Origin of the sequence: Streptomyces sp. WP-1, assembly GCF_030450125.1 — a bacterium.
In the GTDB taxonomy this organism is placed as follows: domain Bacteria; phylum Actinomycetota; class Actinomycetes; order Streptomycetales; family Streptomycetaceae; genus Streptomyces; species Streptomyces incarnatus.
On the sequence record NZ_CP123923.1, the window covers coordinates 202,773 to 223,521 of the forward strand.

8 protein-coding genes are annotated in these 20,749 nt (G+C 73.0%); 1 reads left to right on the forward strand and 7 read right to left on the reverse strand.

Annotated features, from left to right (window positions below; translation table 11 throughout):
• Positions 1-136: 136 nt before the first annotated feature.
• The gene (locus tag QHG49_RS00890) at positions 137-1,747 is read right to left on the reverse strand and encodes a GMC oxidoreductase (RefSeq protein WP_145489446.1); all 1,611 of its coding nucleotides are present in this window, start codon (positions 1,745-1,747) and stop codon (positions 137-139) included.
• A 285-nt stretch (positions 1,748-2,032) separates the two neighbouring features.
• Complete coding sequence (locus QHG49_RS00895; RefSeq protein ID WP_145489444.1) at positions 2,033-2,611, reverse strand: LuxR C-terminal-related transcriptional regulator; 579 nt, start codon at positions 2,609-2,611, stop codon at positions 2,033-2,035.
• 399 nt (positions 2,612-3,010) lie between these two features.
• On the opposite strand from QHG49_RS00895, the gene QHG49_RS00900 reads away from it, so the two are divergent.
• Positions 3,011-6,529: an AfsR/SARP family transcriptional regulator gene (locus QHG49_RS00900; protein ID WP_301486845.1), complete on the forward strand. Its 3,519-nt coding sequence runs from the start codon at positions 3,011-3,013 to the stop codon at positions 6,527-6,529.
• A gap of 21 nt (positions 6,530-6,550) precedes the next feature.
• Here QHG49_RS00900 and QHG49_RS00905 read toward each other — a convergent pair whose 3' ends face one another.
• From QHG49_RS00905 to QHG49_RS00925, 5 genes are all read right to left on the reverse strand, one after another.
• On the reverse strand, positions 6,551-6,745 hold the full coding sequence (locus tag QHG49_RS00905) for a ferredoxin (protein WP_145489303.1): 195 nt from the start codon (positions 6,743-6,745) through the stop codon (positions 6,551-6,553).
• 44 nt (positions 6,746-6,789) lie between these two features.
• Positions 6,790-8,004 (reverse strand): cytochrome P450, encoded by a 1,215-nt coding sequence (locus QHG49_RS00910; RefSeq protein ID WP_301486848.1) that lies wholly within the window; start codon positions 8,002-8,004, stop codon positions 6,790-6,792.
• An 85-nt stretch (positions 8,005-8,089) separates the two neighbouring features.
• Complete coding sequence (locus tag QHG49_RS00915; protein ID WP_145489300.1) at positions 8,090-9,289, reverse strand: cytochrome P450; 1,200 nt, start codon at positions 9,287-9,289, stop codon at positions 8,090-8,092.
• 46 nt (positions 9,290-9,335) lie between these two features.
• Positions 9,336-10,592: a crotonyl-CoA carboxylase/reductase gene (ccrA, locus tag QHG49_RS00920; protein ID WP_145489298.1), complete on the reverse strand. Its 1,257-nt coding sequence runs from the start codon at positions 10,590-10,592 to the stop codon at positions 9,336-9,338.
• 59 nt (positions 10,593-10,651) lie between these two features.
• Complete coding sequence (locus tag QHG49_RS00925; protein ID WP_301486852.1) at positions 10,652-20,749, reverse strand: type I polyketide synthase; 10,098 nt, start codon at positions 20,747-20,749, stop codon at positions 10,652-10,654.

Sequence of the window (20,749 nt, forward strand, 5' to 3'; positions counted from 1 at the left end):
CGTCGCGGGGCATGCGTCGCGGGGCGGGGCATGCGTCGCGGGAGAAGGGGCGGGCGTCGCGGGAGAAGGGGCGGGCGTCGCGGGAGAAGGGCAGGGCGAAGGGGCGGGGCACCGGTGCGCCCCGCCCCTTCGCTCGTCAGGAACCCGCGACGTCCTCCTTGATGACGCGCTCGACGTTCCGCTCGGCCAGCGCCGTGATGGTCACGAACGGGTTGACGCCGATGCTGCCGGGGATGAGCGAGCCGTCGGTGACGTAGAGGTTCTTGTACCCGGAGACGCGGCCGTAGTTGTCGGTGGCCTTGCCGAGGACGCAGCCGCCGAGCGGGTGGTAGCAGAAGTCGTCGGCGAAGGCCTTGATCTGCTTGCCGAAGAGGTCGTACCGGTAGATGGTGGTGTTGGCCTTGTTGACGCGGTCGAACAGCGACTTGGCGGCGGCGACCGCGGGCGCGTTCTGGTCCCGGGTCCAGCGCAGGTCCGCGCGGTCCTTGGCGGCGTCGTAGACGAAGGTGCCGCGCTCCGGGTTCTTGGTGATGGCCAGGTAGAGGCTGACCCAGGTCTCGAGGCCCGCCGGCATGGGGGCGATCTCGGCGAAGACGGGGTTGTCGGGGTTGTCCCAGTCGTCGATGCCGAGGGCGGGGATCGACGACTGCTTGCTGCCCGTGGGGTTCCACACATGGTTGGCGCGGGCGGTCATGATGTTGCCGTTGGGGCCCCAGCCGCCGCCGATCGCGGAGCTGAGGCCGGGGAGGGTGCCGGTCTCCCGGGCGCGCAGCAGCAGTTCGGTGGTGCCGAGGCTGCCGGCGCCGAGGAAGAGGTGGCGGCAGGAGATCTCCTTGGTCCCGAGCAGCTTGCCGTCGGGGTCCTTCTGCTCGACGGTCAGCAGGTAGGTGCCGTCGTTCTGCTGACGGATCGTCTTGACCTGGTGGAGCGTCTCGATGGTGACCTTGCCGGTGCCCAGGGCGGCCGCCAGGTAGCTCTTGTCGAGGGAGACCTTGCCGTGGTTGTTGCCGTAGATGACCTCGGCGGCCAGCGCGGACTTGGGTACGGTGCCGTCCGCCTCCCCGCGCATGTAGTTCCAGTCGTACACGTTGGGCACGAAGGTGGTGTTCAGGCCGGCGTTCTGGGCCTGCTGGCGGGCGACGCGCGCGAACTGGTACCACTCGGTCTGCTCGAACCAGTCCTTGTCGATGTTGTTGACGCGCAGGCCGGAGTTCGCGCGCGGGAAATACGTGCTGTACATCTCGTCGGCGTCGACCTGGGGCAGCACCTCCTGGAAGTAGGAGCGCCGGGGCGTGACGGCCATGCCGCCGTTGACGAGGGAACCGCCGCCGACCCCGCGGCCCACGTACACGGACATCTGGTCGAAGTTGACCCGGTCCAGGACGCCCGCGTACGGGTCGATGTCCCGGTTGGCGAGGTCGAGCCAGAGGAACGAGCCGAGCGGGGCCTCGGTGCGGGTCTTGAACCAGCTGGAGCGCTTGTCGGGCTTGAGCATGCCGCAGAAGATGTTGCCGTCCGGGCCGGGCTGGTTCCACAGCTGGCCCATCTCCAGCATCAGGGTGGGGACTCCGGCCTCGCCGAGCCGCAGGGCGGAGACGGCCGCGCCGTACCCGGTGCCGACCACGACGGCGGGCACGAACGTGCTGCCGGAACCGCCGTCGGCGGTGGCGGCGGCCGCGCGGGGGGCCGCGCTGATCGTGGTCTGCCCGGTGAGTGCGGCGGCGCCCAAGGCGGCCAGGCCGAGCATGCGGCGGCGCGACAGAGGCTGGTGTGCGTTCACGCTGTTGCTCCTGAGCTTCGAGAGGGGACTGAGAGGTATCGGAGGGCCGGTCGGGAGGCGGCCCTGGGGACGGTCGGGGAGATCGGCGGACGTCGGGGCCGAGAGGGGTCGGGTCACCCGGTGTGCGGAAGCGGACATGGGCGTGGGGTCGCCCCGGCGTGCGGAAGCGGACGTGGGGGGTGTGGAAGCGGACGGGGTGCCGGGTGCGGGCGGGGATGCCCGCTCACCTCGCGAAGTGGGCGCGTCCCACGCTCACTTCACGAAGTCCTCGACGACCTCGGGCGGCCAGGCGCCGACCTTGAGCACGCCCATGGAGTAGGCGCGGGAGACCAGTGCGGCGCGGTTGGGGACCTTCAGCTTCCGCAGCAGGCAGGTCACGTGGTACTCGACGCCCTGCCGGCTGAGGTAGAGGCTCGCGGCGAGGGGGACGGTGGAGACCCCGGCGGCGATGCCTTCGAGGATCCGGGCGTCCATCGCGGAGAGGATCTTCTTGCGCCTGGTCACCACGCGTGCCCCTTCGCCGTCCCCGGCGGTGGGCATCATGACCAGGATCGCGGTCGTGTCGGGTACTCCCCCGCGCACGGCGACCGCGGTGAGGGGGACGGTGAAAGCGGCCTCCTCGCCTGGTCCCACGGCGATGACGGGCGTGACGAACCGCTGGTGTCTGCCTTCCAACAAATTGGAGAATTGGCGCACCAACGGCTGCTGCACGCTCGGGTGGACCACGTCGCGAAAATTGCGGCCGCATATGTCCTCGGACGAGGCGTTGAACTGCCTGAAGAACTCCTGGTTCGCCTGCTGGATGGCCAGTGTTTTATCGAGGCTTGCCACGCACAGGCCCGGAGCAGCAGGTGCTGGACTCAGCAAGAATGGGCTCCCTGTCAGAGACTTGAGCGCGAAATCAATTCGGAGGCTGGTGAGCGGCCGTGGGGGCCGGCAGGGGCGTCATCGGCCCTGGACCAGCAGTATCTCCGGACCCGCACATCCTGCGTCACCGACCTTGCGGGGTCCTGGTCGAGTCGCTGACGGACCCTTGCCGTTCGCTGCCGTCGTTTTCCGGACCCCTTGTCGAAATCCTTGCCCAACACCTTCTGCTTTCTTGCCAATCGACGGAACCCCAGCTCAGCACGCGCTTTCACTATGTCATGATCGGTAGCGGACGCCCTGCGATCAGCCCGTGCGCGAAGCCGTCCGCCAGCCAGCCGTACCCGTAACAGATCGGGGACCGTCATGTCCGCACCTCCGACCGTGACCGCGTCGCCCATGGCCAACCGGGCCGAGCCCTTCCTGAGCGTTCTGGGGCCCATGTCGGCGCGGCTGGACGGATACGACCTCCCACTCGGCCCACCACGTCGGCGCACCCTGCTGGCCCTGCTGCTCATCCGGCTCGGCCGGGTGGTGCCCACGGAACTGCTCGTGGAGGAGCTGTGGGGTGACGGAGCGCCCCGGCATGCCGTCGCGACCCTCCAGAGTCATGTCTCCCATCTGCGCCGCACTCTGGACACGGCGCAAACGGGCCAACTTTCGGTGCTCCGCCATCGGTCGCCCGGTTATGTCCTGGAACTCGATCCGGAACACGTCGACGCCTGCCGCTTCGAGCGTCTGGTCACCGACGGGCGGCGGCTGCTGGAGCAGCACGATCCGCGTACCGCGCACGCCCGGTTCACCGAGGCCCTCGGACTGTGGCGCGACTCACCCTACGCGGAGTTCGACGGCCATCCGCCGCTCAGCGACGAATGCGCCCGGCTCGAACAGATCCGGCTCACCGCCGTGGAGTCCTGCGCGGAGGCGCGGCTGGCGCTCGGCGCCGCCGCGGAGGTCGCCGCGGACCTGGACGGGGAGGCGCGCCGCCATCCCACGCGCGAACGGCTGGTCGGCCATCTCATGACCGCCCTGTCCCGGCTCGGCCGGCAGGCCGAGGCGCTTGAGGTGTACGAGCGGACGCGCAGTCATCTCGTGGAGGAGTTCGGGGTGGACACCGCGGCCGAGCTGCGCGAGGTCCGCAACGCGATTCTGCGCCAGGAGCCGGGGGCGAGCACTCCGTCCGGGAATTCGTCTCTGGAGCGGGTTGCGCCCGCCGTGGTGTCCGCTGTTCCGCGCGTGCGGGAGGAGGCGGGCGGTCCCGCGTCATCGGATGGCAGGGTCTTAGCGGGGTTATCGGGGTTATCCGGATCCGAGCACGCCGACAGCGGCGAGTCGGGCGCAGCCGCCGTACACGAGGAGGGCGCGGCGACCGGCGGGCGCCCGGAGGCACGGGCCGATGTGTCCCCGGGCGGCCGGACGGATGCCGCCGAGCCCCGGGACAGGGCGGGACGTCGGCCCGAGGACCGGCCGGAGGACGGGCCGGCGGCCCAAGAGACGGTCGGGTTCGAGGAGTTCACGTCGGAGTGGGCGGCCGTACCCTCGCCGTTCACCGGTCGCTGCCAGGAACTGGACCGGCTGACGACCGGCGCCGCCAGCGCGATCGTGGGGCACGGGCATGTGGCCGGTGTCCTCGGTCCCCCGGGCGTCGGCAAGACCCGGCTGCTGCTCGAACTCGCCGCGCGGCTGGAGAACATGGACGCGCAGGAGGAGGGCTCCCGGCTGGAAGTGGTCTGGAGCCACTGCTTCCCCGGTGAGGGCGTCCCCGCCTACTGGCTGTGGACACAGATCCTGCGGCGGCTGTCCAAGACCCGGCCGGACGCCTTCCGCGAGGCGACGGGTCCCTACGGCGCCCTCCTCGCCCCGCTGATGCCCGAGCGGTCGACGCTCCGGACCGACGGTCCGGAACCGGCCGCCGACTGGTGCCAGGCCCGCTTCCTCGCCCATGACGCGGTGTGCGAGGTGCTGCTCACCCTCGCCGCGCGCCGCCCGCTCGTCCTGCTCCTCGAAGACCTCCAGTGGGCGGACACCGCCTCCCTCGATCTGCTCAGGCTGCTGAGCACCCGCTGCCAGGGCCGTCCGCTCGGCATCGTGCTCACGGCCCGGGAGTTCGAGGCCGAATCGGACGCGACGCTGCGCCGGGTGGTCTCCGACGTGCTGCGCGGGCCCAGGACGGACACGCTGCGGCTGCACGGGCTGTCCCCGCGGGCCGTCGGCGCGCTGGTCGAGGCGCACGCGGGACCCGGCGTCGACCCGCAGGTGGTCGAGGTGCTGCACCGGCGCAGCGAGGGCAACCCGTACTTCGTGATGCAGCTGCTGTCCCTCGTGAGCAACGCCCGCGATCTCCAACGCCCGGACGCGGTCGACGTGTTGCTGGCACACATACCCACCGGGGTACGCGAGGCACTGCGCCAGCGGTTCGCCGCGCTGCCCGAGCCGGTGCTGCGGGTGCTGCGGCTGTGCGCCGTCATCGGTGCCGAGGTGGACACGGATCTGCTGCACCGGACCGCCGCGCCCGACGAACCGGTCATCGCCGGCCTGGAGTCGGCCATCCGCGCCGGACTGCTCGGGGAGGACCCGCACCATCCGGGGCGGCTGCACTTCGCGCACGCCCTGGTCCAGGAGGCGCTCGTCGAGGAACTCCCGCGCGCCGACCGCCACCGGCTGCACGCGCGGATCGCCGAGGCGCTGCACGCCCGCCACCGGGGGCAGATGGGCGACGAGGAGATCGAGCGGGTGGCCCACCACAGCTGGCACGCCAAGAGCGCGCTGCCCGCCGCCGAGGTGCTGCCCCGGCTGCTGCTCGCCACGGAGCACGCCGAGCGGTCCATGGCGTACGAGCAGGCGGAGATCTGGCTGCGCCGCGCGGTGCACCTGATCGGCTACCTGCCGCCGGACGAGGCCGCGACGGCACGGCTGGAGCAGCGGCTGCACATCCAGCTCGGCCAGATCCTCGCCACCACACGCGGCTACGGCCACCAGGAGGCGGAGACGGCGCTGACCCGCGGGCGTGCCCTCAGCGCGGCCACGCAGGCCCCCGAGGACGCGTCGGTGCTGTGGGCGCTGTGCGCGTCGCGCCTGGTCACCGGCCGCTACGACGCCTCACGGCAGCTCTCCGGACTGCTGCGGGACATCGCGCGCCAAACCAGAGAACCCGTGGCGGCGCTCGGCGCGGCGTACGGCGAGGGCATCGTGCTGCATGTGCGCGGCATGCTGCCGCAGGCGCTCGCCGAACTGGAGCGCGGCGTCGGCCTGGCGGACCGGCTGGCCGACGAGGCGCACGCGCTGGCGCGCACCTTCCAGCACGACCCCCGGGTCTCCTGCCGCTCCTACGACACCTTCACCCACTGGCTCCTCGGGAACCGGGAGACCGCCGGGGAGCGGCGGCGTGAGCTGCTGTGCCTCACGGAGTTCGACAGCAGGCCGTCCGACCGCTCGTTCGCGCTGTACGTGGACGGGGTGGTGGCGGCCTGGGAGGGCGACACGCGGACCGCGCTCGCGTCGAGCGAGGAGGGCGTGCGGGTCGCGGGCGAGCACGGACTGCTCTACTGGAAGGCGATGCTGGGCGTCGTCCAGGGGTGGGGCCTGGCCCACTCGGGGGACCGGGACGACGGTCTGGCCCTGATGCACGCCTCGCTGGCCGAGCTGGGCCGGTCCCGGACGTGCCTGCGCCATCCGCTGCACCTGGGTCTGCTGGGTCAGGCGCAGCGGCACGGCGGGCGGACCGAGGAGGCGCGGGGCACCTTCCGGGCGCTGCTGGCCGCCGTGGAGCAGCGCCGTGAGCGGGTGTACCTCCATCCGGCGCTGCCGGCGACCCCGCTGCTGCGGGAACTGCTGGACCTCGGTGACGACGACGTGCTCGACGCGTACGGTCGGACGGCCCCGTAGTGCCGCGCACGCCGCCGCCGCTCAGTCCTCGGTGATCGCGACCGCCTGGACCGGACAGGCCATGGGCACGTCACGGACGCGGGGGTCCCCCGCGCCGTCCTCCTGTCCCGGGACCAGGGCGACCAGTGCCTCGTCGTCCTGGGTGAAGACGCCGGGTGCGGTCATGACGCACTGGCCGGAGCCGATGCACCGGTCGCGGTCGATGGTGATGCGCAAGGCGTGGCCCGCCCCCCTTCGTTCGGTTGCTGTCGTGCGCGACGTCACCAGGTGACGGGCAGTTCGATCGGACCCTGGGCGTCGTGGCCGGCCTTGAGCGGCACCTCGTCCAGGGGTACGGCCAGCCGCAGGCCGGGGATGCGGGTGAAGAGCGTGCCGAGGGCGATCTCCAGTTCGGCGCGGGCGAGGTTCTGCCCCAGGCACTGGTGGATGCCGTGGCCGAAGCCGACATGGTGCCGTGCGTTGCGGCGGGCGTCGAAGACGTCGGGGTCGTCGTACGCCTTGGCGTCGCGGTTCATCAGCGTGATGGAGACCAGCACGGCGTCCCCGGCCTTGACCGTCGTGCCGCCGACCTCGATGTCCTCCTTGGCCATCCGGACCATGTAGTCGGAGACGGAGGTGAAGCGCAGCAGCTCCTCGACCACGCCCGGCACCGCGGCGGGGTCGTTCAGCAGCACCTCGATCTGCTCGGGGTGCTGCATGAGGGTGAGGGCGCCGAGGGCGATGGCGTTGACGGTGGTCTCGTGGCCGGCCACCAGCAGGACGAGCGCGATCATGACCACCTCGTTGTGGTCCAGTTCGCCCTCCTCCAGCTGGCGGGCGATCAGCTCGTCCAGGAGGCCGTCACCGGGCTCGGCCTGCTTCTTGGCGACCAGGCCGTGCAGGTACTGGTGCAGCTTGGCGAAGGCCGCGTCGGCCTCCCCGGACGTGGCGGCGCCCACGAAGTCGCGGGAGCACTCCTCGAAGAAGTCGTGGTCGCCGTAGGGCACGCCGAGGAGTTCGCAGATCGCCATGGAGGGCACCGGCAGGGCGAAGGCCGACACCAGGTCCACGACCGGTCCCTTGGCCAGCATGTCGTCCAGGAGCCGGTCGACCAGGCTCTGCAGGCTGGGCCGGATGGCGTTCATGCGCTTGACGCCGAAGCTCGGGATCAGCATGCGCCGCTGCCGGGCGTGCAGCGGGTCGTCCACGCCGATCAGCGGGAAGGCGAGTCCCCCGCGGTCCTCGGTGCGCTGGACGACGACGGGGAAGACCGGGTGGCCCCAGTCGGAGGACAGCCGGGGGTCGGCGAGCAGCGCCCGTCCCTCGGCGTGCCCGGTGATCAGCCACGCCGGCCGGCCGTCGAACAGCGTGACCCGTGTCAGCGGGCTCTCGCCCCGCCATTCCGTGTACGCCTGCGGCGGCTGGTACGGGCAGGTCCGGTCCTGGGGGAAGGCCGGGGCCTCTGACCCGGTGTGGCGGATGTCGGTCTCGGTCATGTCGTGCCTTTCGGGCGATCGGCGTGCGGTGGTTCGGCGAGGCGATGGTTCGGCGGTGCGGGAACTGCCCCGGGAGCCGGGGGCGTCACCAGGTGACGGGCAGCTCGTGCACGCCGTAGAAGACCATGTCGTCGCGGAAGCGGAGTTCCTCGACGGGCTTGGCCAGGCGCAGGGTCGGGAAGCGGCGGAACAGCGACTCGAAGGCGATCTGCAGCTCGATCCGGGCGAGTTGCTGGCCGATGCACTGGTGCGCGCCGAACCCGAAGGCGAGGTGCGGTGCGGGGCGGCGGGTGATGTCGAAGCGCTCCGGGTCCTCGACGAAGGCGGGGTCGAAGTCGGCGGCGAGGACGTGCGCGACGACCTGCTCGCCCTCGGCGATGCGTACGCCGCCCAGCTCCACGTCCCGGGTGGCGACGCGCTCGCCGCCGAACTGGCCGATGGTGAGGTAGCGCAGCAGTTCCTCGACCGCGTTGCCGATCAGCGACGGGTCCTCGCGCAGCAGGGCCAGCTGGTCGGGGCGGTCCAGGAGGAGTGCCGCGCCGAGGCCGATCATGCAGGCGGTGGTGTCGTGGGCGGCGATCAGCAGGGTGCCGGCCGCGTTCATGAGGAACATGTCGTCGAGGACGCCGTCGGGGTCCTCGGTGGTGGTGAGCGCCGAGATCAGGTCGTCGCCGGGGCTGGCCCGGCGTTCCTGGACGAGCTGGTAGAGCAGGCCGCCCAGGCGCATGCCGGCGGCCTCGGTGGCGGCGGCGTCCTGGTCGACGCGCATCATCGCCTCGGCGATCTCCTGGAACTCTGGCCGGCGCTCGACGGGGACGCCGAACAGGTCGGAGATGACCATGGCGGGCACCGGGTTGGCGAAGGCCTTCACCAGGTCGACGGTGCCGCCCTGGGCCGCGATGGCGTCGAGGCGTTCGTCGACGATGCGCTGGATGTTCGGCCGCAGCGCCTGCATGCGGCGGACGGTGAACTCCTTGGCGAGCAGCTTGCGGTCGGCGGTGTGTTCCGGCTCGTCCTGCCACAGCAGGCTGCCGCGGCCGGGCTTCTGGGTGACGACGCCGTCCTGGGTGTGCAGGGCGTGCGGCACCTGGACGCTGAAGGAGGGGTCCCGCAGCAGGGTGCGCACCTCCTCGTAGCCGGTCACCAGCCAGGCCTCGTGGCCGCTGGTGAAGGTGGCCCGGGTCACCGGGGCGGCCGCCCGGACCTCGGCGATGCCGTCCGGGGGCAGGAACGGGCAGCTGCGGGCCTTGGGTACGGCGGGTGCGGCGGCGGTGGGCTCGGGCATGACTCTCCTTGCGCTGGGGTGTGGGGGTGGGCCGTACGACGGGCGGTCAGGCGGCGGGGAGTTGGAGCGTGCTCTCGCCGCGCCGGGGCGCGTTCACGAGGACGGCCATGTTCCCGGAGGGGTGCACGTTGTCGTGCATCATCTGGTGCATGCGCCCGATGTCCTGGAAGGTCTCGCAGGCGGCCAGGCAGGGGTCGAGCATGCCGCTGCCGACGAGTTCGATGACCTCGCGGCACTCGCGGGTGTCGGCGTAGTGCGAGCCCTGGAGGCGCTTGGAGCGCATCCACAGGTGGCGCAGGTCGACGTCCCCGTTGTAGCCGGAGGTGCCGCCGCAGATCACCACCATGCCCGCGTTGTCGCACAGGTACATCGAGGTGGGCAGGGTGTCCTGGCCGCTGTGCTCCAGGACGATCCGCGGTGACCTGCGCTCGCCGAGGATCTCCCAGATCTTCTTGCCGATGCCGCGGGCCCCGCGCAGGAACCGTGCCGAGGCCTCCGCGTCCCCGACGTCGGGCAGCCGCCCCCAGTGGTCGAAGTCGCGGCGGTTGATGGTGCCCGCGGCGCCGAGGCGGCGGCAGTACTCCGAGCGGTCCTCGCTGGAGACCATGGCGATCGGGATGCCGCCGGCCAGCCGGACGAGCTGGATGGCCATGGAGCCGAGGCCGCCCGCGCCGCCCCAGATCAGCACGGGGTCGCCGGGGCGGACCGTGTTGCCCTGCCAGCCGAACAGCTGCCGGTAGGCGGTGGGCCCGGTGAGCAGGAAGGCCGCCGACTCCTCCCAGGTCAGCCGGGCGGGCTTGGGGTGGCACTGGTACTCGTCGACGCGGCAGAACTGGGCGAAGGAGCCATAGTTGGTCTCGTAGCCCCAGGCCTTGATGCTGTCCGAGACCAGCGGGTCGGTGCCGAGCCGGATGTCCTTCGCGGCCTCGTCCCACTGGCCGCTGGTGAGCAGCACGTGGTCGCCGACCTTGACGTGGCGGACGCCCTCGCCGACGGCCCACACCACGCCGGATGCCTCGGAGCCGCCGATGTGGAAGTCCTCGGGCTCGCCCTGGCGCTGCCGCATCCCGATGACGTCGACCGGCTTGCCCAGCGAGGACCACACGTTGTTGTAGTTGATGCCGGCGGCCATCACATAGACGAGCACCTGTCCCCGGCCGACCGCCGGGGTGTCGACGACCTCGGTGCGGAACGCCTGCTTGGGTTCGCCGAAGCGGTTCTGGCGGATCACGGAGGCGTACATCCGCTCCGGTACCTCGCCGAGCGGCGGGGTCTCGCCGATCTCGTAAAGGGCCTTGGTCATGGTTGTTCTCCCACGTCTGCTCGGTCCGTGTCTGGGGTGCCCGCGGTGGCCGCGGGCGGTCATGCGGTGGTGGTGTCCTCGGATGCGGCGGGGCGGATCGCGCCGGTGACGACGTCCGCCAGCCAGGAGTCCACGGCCGCGGCGGTGGTGCCGGCGTGGTCCTCCAGCATCGAGTAGTGGTTTCCGGTGACCTCGACGGTCGTGTCCACGTGCTCGGGCGGTGCCGCGCGCCCGCCGCCGTCCGGTACGGGCTCGCCCGCCCGCACCAGGAGGGTCGGGGCGGTGATCTCCGGCGCGGCCCAGTCGTCGAACAGGCGCATGTAGCGGCCCATCGCGGTGAGTTGCTCGCCGCCGGACCTCATGAAGTCCAGCCGCTCGGACTGCGCCTGCGCCATGGCGTTGAGCACCTGGTGGTCGAAGGGGATGGCGCGGCTGAAGCTGTCGACCATCACCACGGCCGCGGGCCGCTCCCCCGTCGCCTCCAGGTGTGCGGCGACGCCGTGGGCGATCCAGCCGCCCGAGGAGTAGCCGAGCAGGACGACCGGCTTGCCGCCCGCGCACTCGCGTACGGTCCGGGCGTGCAGCCGGAGCACCGCGTCCGGGTCGGCGGGAACCGGCTCGTCCTTCTCGTAGCCGGGGTTGACCAGCGCCCACATGTCCAGCCGGTCGCGGAAGGGCGCGGCGAACCGCGCGTACTGGTGCGCCCCGGCCGGTACGACGTACGGCGAGAAGCACATCACCGCGTACGGGAGGTCGTCGCCCCGGGACAGCCGTACGGGGGCCGGGAGCCGGGTGAGGTCCTCGGGCTTGTCGAAGGAGGGCCGGAAGCGGGCCGCCTCCATCAGCATCCCCATGGCCTCGGCGGCCGTGCCGGTCTCGCTCGCGTGCCGGTAGAGCTGGACCAGCATGTCGGCGGGCCGCTCCTGCGCCGCGCCGCCGCCCGCTCCCTGAAGGAGGGTCAGCAGGTGCCGGGCCAGTTTGGCGGGCGTGGGGTGGTCGAAGGCCAGTCCGGCGGGCAGCCGCAGACCGGTCGCGGCCGACAGGCGGCGGCGCAGGTCGATCGCGGTGAGCGAGTCGAAGCCGAGTTCCAGGAAGTGCGCGGTGGGCAGGACGTCCTCGGCGGACGCGTGCCCGAGGACCACGGCGCTCTGGGAGCGGATGTGCTCCAGCAGCCGCTCCTCCCGCTCGGCCGGGTCGAGCCGGGCCAGTTCGGTGGCCAGGGCCGCTCCGGCACCGCTCTCCTCGCCCGCGGCCTGCTCGTCCCGTTCCGCCGCCAGGAGCCTTTGTACGTCGGGCAGTTCGGCCAGCAGCGGGCTGGGCCGGCCCACGGTGAAGGCGGGCAGGAACTTCTCCCAGTCGATCGGGGCGACGGTGAGGGCGGCCTCGTCGTGGTCGACGGCCTGGCGGAGCGCGGAGATCGCGAGTTCGGGGGGCATCACGCCGAGGCCCCGCCGCTCACCGCGTTCCCGCACCGTGTCGTCGACCATGCCGCCGTCGGCCCAGCCGCCCCAGGCGACCGAGGTCGCGGTCAGGCCGCGGGCCCGCCGCCGCAGGGCGAGGGCGTCGAGGAAGGCGTTGGCACTGGCGTAGGAGGCCTGCCCGCCGCTGCCCCAGACGCCCGCGCCGGAGGCGAAGAGGACGAAGGCGTCCAGCTCACGGCCGTCGAGGAGGTCGTCCAGGTGGCGGGCGCCGGTGACCTTGGCGGCCGCGGCGTCCGCGAACTCCTGGAGGTCGGCGTCGGCCAGCAGGGACGACCGTGCCGTACCGGCCGCGTGCAGGACCGCGGTGAGGGGGTGCCGGGACTCGATGCCGTCGAGCAGCCGGGCGAGCGCGTCTCGGTCGGCGATGTCGCAGGCGGCGATGGTGACGTCGACGCCCAGGGCGGTCAGCTCGGCGTGCAGTTCGCGCGCGCCGGGGGCGTCGGGTCCGCGCCTGCTGGTGAGCACCAGGTGTTGGGCGCCCGCACCGGCGAGATGGCGGGCGAGATGGCGGCCCACACCGCCGGTTCCGCCGGTGACGAGGACGGTGCCGCGCGGCTGCCACGGTGTGGCCGGCTCGGTGTCGGCGGGCCGGGCCCGGACCAGGCGGCGGCCGTAGACGCCGTCGGCGCGTACGGCGAGCTGGTCCTCGTCGTGCTGGGCCAGCACCGCGGCCAGTCGGCGCAGCGTGTGCCGGTCGACGGTCTCGGGCAGGTCGACCAGGCCGCCCCAGCGGCGGGGCAGTTCGAGGGCGGCGACGATGCCCAGGCCCCACAGCTGTGCCTGGCCGACGTCGTGCAGCGGGTCGGCGGTCCCGGTGGACACGGCGCCGCGGGTCGCGCACCACAGGGGTGCCTGGACGTCCAGGTCGCCCAGCGCCTGGATCAGGGTGACGGTGGCGGCGAGGCTCGCGGACAGCGCCGGGTGGTCCGGGTGGGTGCCGGGGGCGAGTCCGAGCAGGGAGAGGACTCCGGTGGGCTGTTCGCCGCCGAGTTCCTCGGCGAGCAGCCGCGCCGTCCGCGCGCGGTCGCCGTCGACGGGGATCTCCACGACGCGCACCTTGGCGCCGTGGGCGCCGAGCACGCCGACGACGCAGGGCGGCCACTGTCCGTCCGCCAGACCGGCGGGGAGGACGGCGAGCCACAGGCCGTCCAGGCCGGGTGCCGGGTCGTCGGTCAGCCGCCGGAAGGAGACGCGGTAACGCCAGCCGTCCACCGTGGACTTCTCGCGGTTCGTGCGGCGCCACGCGGACAGCACCGGCAGCGCCGGGCCGACGAGGGCGGCGTCCTCCGCCCCGAGCCGGTCGGCGAGTGCGGTGAGGTCCGCGTTCTCCACCAGTTCCCAGAACCCGGCCTCGACCGGGTCGACGCCCGCGGGGACCGGGTCGGCGCTCTCCAGCCAGTACCGGCGCCGCTGGAACGCGTACGTCGGCAGGTCCACGCGCCGTACCGGATGCCCGGCGAAGGGGACCGCCAGGTCCACGGGCACGCCGCTGACGTGCAGTTCGGACACGGAGCGCAGGAAGCGGTCCATGCCGCCCTGGTCCCGGCGCAGCGAGCCGCCGGTCACGGCCTCCGTCTCGGCGTCCTCCGCGATCTCCTGCACGGCGTCGGCGAGCAGCGGGTGCGGGCTGCACTCGACGAACACCCCGTGCCCGTCGGCCAGCAGCGCGCGTACGGTCCCTTCGAACTCCACCGTGTGGCGCGCGTTGCGGTACCAGTAGTCGGCGTCCAGGGCGGCGGTGTCCTGCGGGGCGCAGGTCAGCGTGGAGTAGAAGGGGATGCCGGCGGTGGCCGGGGTGACCGGGGCCAGCAGTTCGAGCATCTCCTCGCGCAGGCTCTCGACCTGGGCGGAGTGCCCGGCGCCGGTGGCACCGCGGACCTTGCGCACGCGCACGCCCTCGGCCTGGAGTTCCGCAAGGAGGTCGTCGACGGCGTCGGGCGCTCCGGAGACGGTCAGGGCGGCGGGCCCGTTCACGGCGGCGACCGACAGCCGGTCGCCGTACTTCTCCAGGCGTGCGCGCACCCGGTCGGCGGGCAGGGCCACGGCGAGCATCGCGCCCTTGCCGATGAGCTTGGTCAGGGTGCGGCTGCGCAGGGCGACGATCCGGGCGGCGTCGTCCAGGGTGAGCGCGCCCGCGACGTACGCGGCGGCGACCTCGCCCTGCGAGTGGCCGACGACGGCTGCGGGGGTGATGCCGTACGACCGCCACAGCGCGGCCAGCGACACCATCACGGTGAACAGCGCGGGCTGGGCGACCTCCACCTCGGCCATGCCGGGCGCGCCCGGTTCGGCGCGCAGCACGTCGAGCAGGGACCAGTCGAGGTAGGGGGCGAACGCCTCGGCGCAGGCGGTGGCCTGTGCGGCGAACACCGGTGCGGTGTCGAGGAGTTCGCGGGCCATCTCGGTCCACTGCGAGCCGTGGCCGGGGAAGACGAAGGCGACCTTGCCGCCGGCCGCTGCGGTGCCCTGGATCACGTGGTCGGCGGGGGTGCCGGCGGCGAGCGCGGTGAGTCCGGCGCGCATGTCGTGCCGGTCGCGGCCGACGATCACGGCGCGCTGCTCCAGCCGGGTCCGGGTGGTGACGAGGGCGCGGCCGACGTCGGGCAGGGAGAGCCCTTCGTCGCGGTCGAGGTGGGCGAGGAGCCGGCGGGCCTGCTCGCGCAGGGATCCGGCGGTCTTGGCGGACAGCGGCCAGGGGTAGACCTCGGCGGGCGGGACGGCGCCGACGGGCTCGGCCTGCTCCTCGCGAGGCGGCCCGGACGCGGCGCGCGGTACGGGCGGCTGGTCGTCGGCCGCGGCGGGCGCGGGCCGGGGGGCCTGTTCGATGATCGTATGCACGTTGGTGCCGCTCATCCCGAAGGAGGAGACGGCCGCGCGCCGGGGCCTGTCCCGCTCGGGCCAGGCGGTCTGCTCGGTGAGCAGGCGTACGTGTCCGCCGGACCAGTCGACGTCCGGGGTCGGCGCGTCGATGTGCAGCGTGCGCGGGAGGACGCCGTTGCGGATGGCCATCACCATCTTGATGACACCGCCGACGCCCGCGGCGGCCTGCGTGTGGCCGATGTTGGACTTCAGGGAGCCCAGCCACAGCGGCCGGTCCTCGTCGCGCTCCTTGCCGTAGGTGGCCAGCAGCGCCTGTGCCTCGATCGGGTCGCCGAGCCGGGTGCCGGTGCCGTGGCCCTCCACGGCGTCCACCTCGTCCGGGGTGAGCCGGGCGTTGGCCAGGGCCTGCCGGATGACCTGCCGCTGGGCCCTGCCGCTGGGCGCGGTCAGGCCGTTGGAGGCGCCGTCCTGGTTGACGGCGCTGCCGCGGACGACGGCCAGCACCTGGTGTCCGTTGCGGCGGGCGTCGGACAGCCGCTCCACCAGGACCAGGCCCACGCCCTCGGCGAAGCCGGTGCCGTCGGCGGACGCGGAGAACGCCTTGCAGCGGCCGTCGGCGGACAGGGCGCGCTGCCGGCTCGACATCGTGAACGCGGACGGGCCGGTCATCACCATCACACCGCCGGCCAGTGCCATGGCGCACTCACCGCCCCGCAACGCCTGTACGGCGAGGTGGAGGGCGGTCAGCGAGGACGAGCAGGCGGTGTCGACGGTGACCGAGGGGCCCTGGAGGCCGAAGGTGTAGGAGAGCCGCCCGGAGATCACGCTGGCCGCGTTGCCGCTGGGCAGGTAGCCCTCGACGCCGTCGGGGACCTTGAGCGGGCGGCCGGTGTAGTCCTGGTAGCCGGAGCCGACGAAGACGCCCGTGGCGGTGGCGCGCATCGTGTCGGGGGCGATCCCGGCGCGTTCGAAGACCTCCCAGGTGGTCTCCAGCAGCAGGCGCTGCTGCGGGTCCATGGCGACGGCCTCGCGGGGGCTGATCCCGAACAGCGCGGGGTCGAACTCGTCCGCGTCGTGCAGGAATCCGCCCTGGGTGGTGTACGTCGTACCGGAGTGGTCGGGGTCCGGGTGGTAGAGGGCCTCGATGTCCCAGCCTCGGTTGCCGGGGAAGCCGGTGATCGCGTCGCGGCCGTCGGCGACCAGCTCCCACAGGTCCTCGGGCGAGCGGACGCCGCCGGGGTAGCGGCAGGCCATGCCGATGATGGCGATCGGCTCGTCCAGTACGGCGGCGGCCGCCCCCGTGGTGCTCATGTCCTCCTGTTCGCCGGTGAGTTCGGCGAGCAGGCGGTCGGCGAGGTCGGCGGCCGTGGGGTGGTCGAAGACCAGGGTGGTGGGCAGGGTGAGACCGGTGGCCTCGTTGATCCGGTTGCGCAGTTCCACCGCGGTCAGGGAGTCGAAGCCGAGGTCCCGGAAGGGCCGGTCCGCCTCGACGGCGCCCGCCGTGCGGTGGCCGAGCACGGCGGCGGCGTGCGTGCGCACGAGGTCCACGACGGCGCGTGCCCGGTCCTCCGGTGACAGCCCGGCGAGGCTCTGGGCGAGCGCGCCGGTGCCGGAAGCCGCCTCGGGGGCCTCCTCGGTGAGTGCCGCGCGGACCTCGGGGAGGTCGCCGAGCAGCGGGCTGGGGCGGCCGAGGGTGAACGGCACGATGAAGCGCGCCCAGTCCACGTCGGCCACGGTCACCAGGGTCTCGTCCCGGTCGAGCGCGCGCTGGAGGGCGCCGATCGCCGAGGCGGGAGGCATCGCGCACAGGCCGCGGCGGCGCAGCCGCTCCTCGTCGTCACCGTCCTCCACCATGCCGCCGTCGGCCCACGGGCCCCAGGACACGGCGGTCGCGGTGCGGCCCCGGGCCCTCCGGTGCTGTGCGAGGGCGTCGAGGGAGGCGTTGCCGGCGGCGTAGGCGGCCTGGCCGCCGCTGCCCCAGACGCCGGAGATGGAGGAGAACAGGACGAAGGCGTCCAGTTCCTGGTCGCCGAGCAGTTCGTCCAGGTGTGCCGCGCCGTCGGCCTTGGCGGCGAGCGCGGCGGCGAAGGCGTCCGGGGTGGTGGCGTCCAGCATGCCGGGGTCGGCGACCCCGGCGGCGTGTACGACGGCGGTGAAGGTGTGCTCGGCGAGCAGGGCCGCGACGGCGTCCCGGTCGGCGATGTCGCAGGCGGCGAGCGTGACGCGGGCGCCGAGTTCCACCAGTTCGTCCCGCAGTGCGGCGGCGCCCGGCGCGTCGGCGCCCCGGCGGCTGGTCAGGACGAGGTGTTCGGCGCCGCCTCGGGCCAGCCAGCGGGCGACGTGACCGCCGAGGGCGCCGGTCCCGCCGGTGACGAGGACGGTGCCGCGCGGCTGCCAGTGGCGGGTGGCGGGGCGTGCCGGTGCGTGGACGAGCCGCCGGGCGAAGACGCCGGAAGCGCGGACCGCGAGCTGGTCCTCCGCCGACCGGCCCGTGAGCGCCTGCCCCAGCACGTCGGCCAGGCGGGCGGCGGTCCGGTCGTCGAGGGTCTCCGGCAGGTCGATCAGGCCGCCCCAGCGCCGGGACAGTTCGAGGGCGGCGGTGCGGCCGAGCCCCCAGACCCGGGCGTGCCGGGGGTCGCGTACGGCGTCGGAACCGGTCGCGGCCACCGCGCCCGAGGTGAGGCACCACAGCGGGGCGTCGAGGCCCGCGTCGCCCAGGGCTTGGAGGAGCCGCAGGGTGGGGAGCACCGGGTCGCCGGTGAGGAGCAGGGAGAGCACGCCGTCGACCGGCCCGGTCCCGGCCAGTTCCCCGGCCAGCGCGGCCCGGTCGTCCGCCGAGCCGACGACCAGCGTCCTCAGCGTGGCCCCACGGGCGGCGAGCGCGGCACGGATCGCCTCGGCCCGCTCGTCCTCCTCCTCGGGGACGGCCAGCAGCCAGGTGCCGCCGGTTCCGGCCGGGGCGGGTTCGCTCAGGCGCTGCCAGGACTCGCGATAGCACCGACTGTCCGCGGCGGACTGTTCCTTGCGCTGCCGCCGCCATGACGACAGCCTCGGCAGTACATCCCCGAAGGTGTCGCCCGCGTCGATGTCCAGGGTGTCGGCGAGGGCTCGCAGATCCTCGCGTTCCACCGTGTCCCAGAACTCGGCGTCCACCGGGTCCACCGCCGCATCGGCCACGGCCTCCGGTACTTCGACCCAGTACCGCTCGTGCTGGAACGCGTACGTCGGCAGATCAATCTTCCGCGCACCCGCGAAGAACACACTCCAGTCCACCGCCACGCCGTACGTGTGCAGTTGGGCCAGCGCGGTCACGAGCGCCCGCCGCTCGGAACGCTCGCCGCGCAGCACCGGCACGGTGACAGCCTCGTCCAGACAGCCCTGCGCCATACCGCTCAGGACACCGCCCGGACCGACCTCCACGAACGTGGTGACACCCAGGTCGTGGAGTGTCCGGACACCGTCGGCGAAGCGCACCGCCTCACGGACGTGTCGTACCCAGTACTCCGCGGTGTAGGTCTCCACGGGTTGGCCCGTGAGGTTGGAGACGACGGGGAGTCGGGGCTGCTCGAAGGTCAGGCCGCGGACGACGCGGGCGAACTCCTCCAGCATCGGCTCCATCAGCGGCGAGTGGAAGGCGTGGCTGACCTTGAGGCGGGACGTCTTGCGGCCCTGTTCGGCGAAGGCGGCGGCGATCGCCAGGGCCGCCTGCTCGTCACCGGAGACGACCACCGAGGAGGGGCCGTTGACGGCGGCGATGCTCACGGCGTCGGTGAGGTGGGGCAGGACTTCCTCTTCGGTGGCCTGTACGGCGACCATCGCGCCGCCCGTGGGCAGGGCCTGCATCAGTGCGGCGCGGGCGGAGACCAGTTTCGCCGCGTCGTCCAGGGAGAGCGCGCCGGCCACGTGCGCGGCGGCGATCTCGCCCACGGAGTGCCCCATCACGAAGTCGGGCCGCACTCCCAGGGATTCGAGGAGCCGGAACAGCGCCACCTCGACCGCGAAGAGCGCGGGCTGTGTGCACCCGGTCCGGTGCAGGGACTCGGAGTCGACGTCCAACGGCGCGTCAAGGCGTGCGCACACCTCGTCGTAGGCGACGGCGAACACGGGGAACGCCTCGTACAACTCGCGTCCCATACCCAGGCGTTGGGAACCCTGGCCGGAGAAGAGGAAGCCGGTTCTGCCGCCGGCCGGGCGGCCCAGCAGGACCCGGGACGAAGGGGTCCCGGACGCCAAATCCGCCAGTGCGAGGAGGAGTTCGGCGTGGTTCTCCCCCACGACGGCGGCCCGGTGGCGCATGGCCGTGCGGGTGGTGGCCAGCGAGAGCCCGATGTCGTGGGGCCGGGCCTCCTCGCGTACGAGGGGAAGCAGCCGGGCGGCCTGGTCCCGCAGAGCCGCGTCGCTCTTGGCCGAGAGCACCCATGCCAGGGGGCCGTCGGCGGAGGGTTCGGCGGTGGGCTCCGCGTCCTCGGCCGGTGCCTGTTCGATGATGGTGTGGGCGTTGGTGCCGCTGACGCCGAAGGAGGACACGGCGGCCCGGCGCGGGTGATCGGTCCGGGGCCAGTCGACGGATTCGGTCAGCAGCCGGACGTCACCGGCCGACCAGTCCACGTGCGGTGTCGGCTCGTCCACGTGCAGGGTCCGGGGCAGGACACCGTGGCGCATCGCCATGACCATCTTGATGATGCCGCCGACACCCGCGGCGGCCTGCGCGTGGCCGATGTTGGACTTCAGCGAGCCCAGCCACAGCGGCCGGTCCTCCGGGCGCTCGCGGCCGTAGGTGGCGAGGAGCGCCTGCGCCTCGATCGGGTCGCCGAGCGTGGTCCCCGTACCGTGCGCCTCCACGGCGTCGATCTGGGCGGGAGACAGTCCGGCCGACGCCAGGGCCTGGCGGATGACACGCTGCTGCGCGGGGCCGTTGGGCGCGGTCAGGCCGTTGGAGGCGCCGTCCTGGTTGACCGCGCTCCCCCGGACGACGGCCAGCACCTGGTGCCCGTTGCGGCGGGCGTCGGACAGCCGCTCCACCAGCAGCATCCCGACGCCCTCGGCCCACCCGGTGCCGTCCGCCCCGGCGCCGAACGCCTTGCAGCGGCCGTCGGGGGACAGTCCGCGCTGACGGCTGAACTCCACGAACGGAGTGGGGGTGGTCATGACCTGCACACCGCCGGCCAGCGCCATGGAGCACTCGCCGCCCCGCAGTGCCTGGATCGCCCAGTGCAGGGCGACCAGCGACGACGAGCACGCCGTGTCGACGGTGACCGCCGGGCCCTCCAGGCCGAAGGTGTAGGAGATGCGGCCGGACATCACGCTGGCGGAGTTGCCGGTCCCGAGGTGGCCGTCGGACTCGCCGCCCACTCCGACGAGGAGGTTGACGTAGTCCTGGTAACCGGAGCCGACGAAGACCCCGGTACGGCTGCCACGCACCGACTCCGCGTCGATACCGGCCCGCTCGAACGTCTCCCACGTCGTCTCCAGCAGCAGCCGCTGCTGCGGATCCATCGCCACCGCCTCACGCGGAGAGATCCCGAAGAACCCGGGGTCGAACTCCCCCGCGTCGTACAGGAATCCACCGTGGCGCGCGTACGTCTTCCCGGCCGCCTGCGGGTCCGGGTCGTATATACCGTCGACGTCCCAGCCACGGTCCCCGGGGAACTCGCCGACCGCGTCACCACCGGAGGCCACCAGCCGCCACAGGTCCTCGGGCGAACGCACCCCGCCCGGGTAGCGGCAGGCCATGCCGACGATCGCGATGGGTTCCTGGTTCTTCTCCTCGACCTCGCGCAGACGCTCCCGGACCTGGCGAAGGTCTGCGGTGACGCGCTTGAGATATTCGAGAAGCCTGTCTTCGTTGCTGCTCAT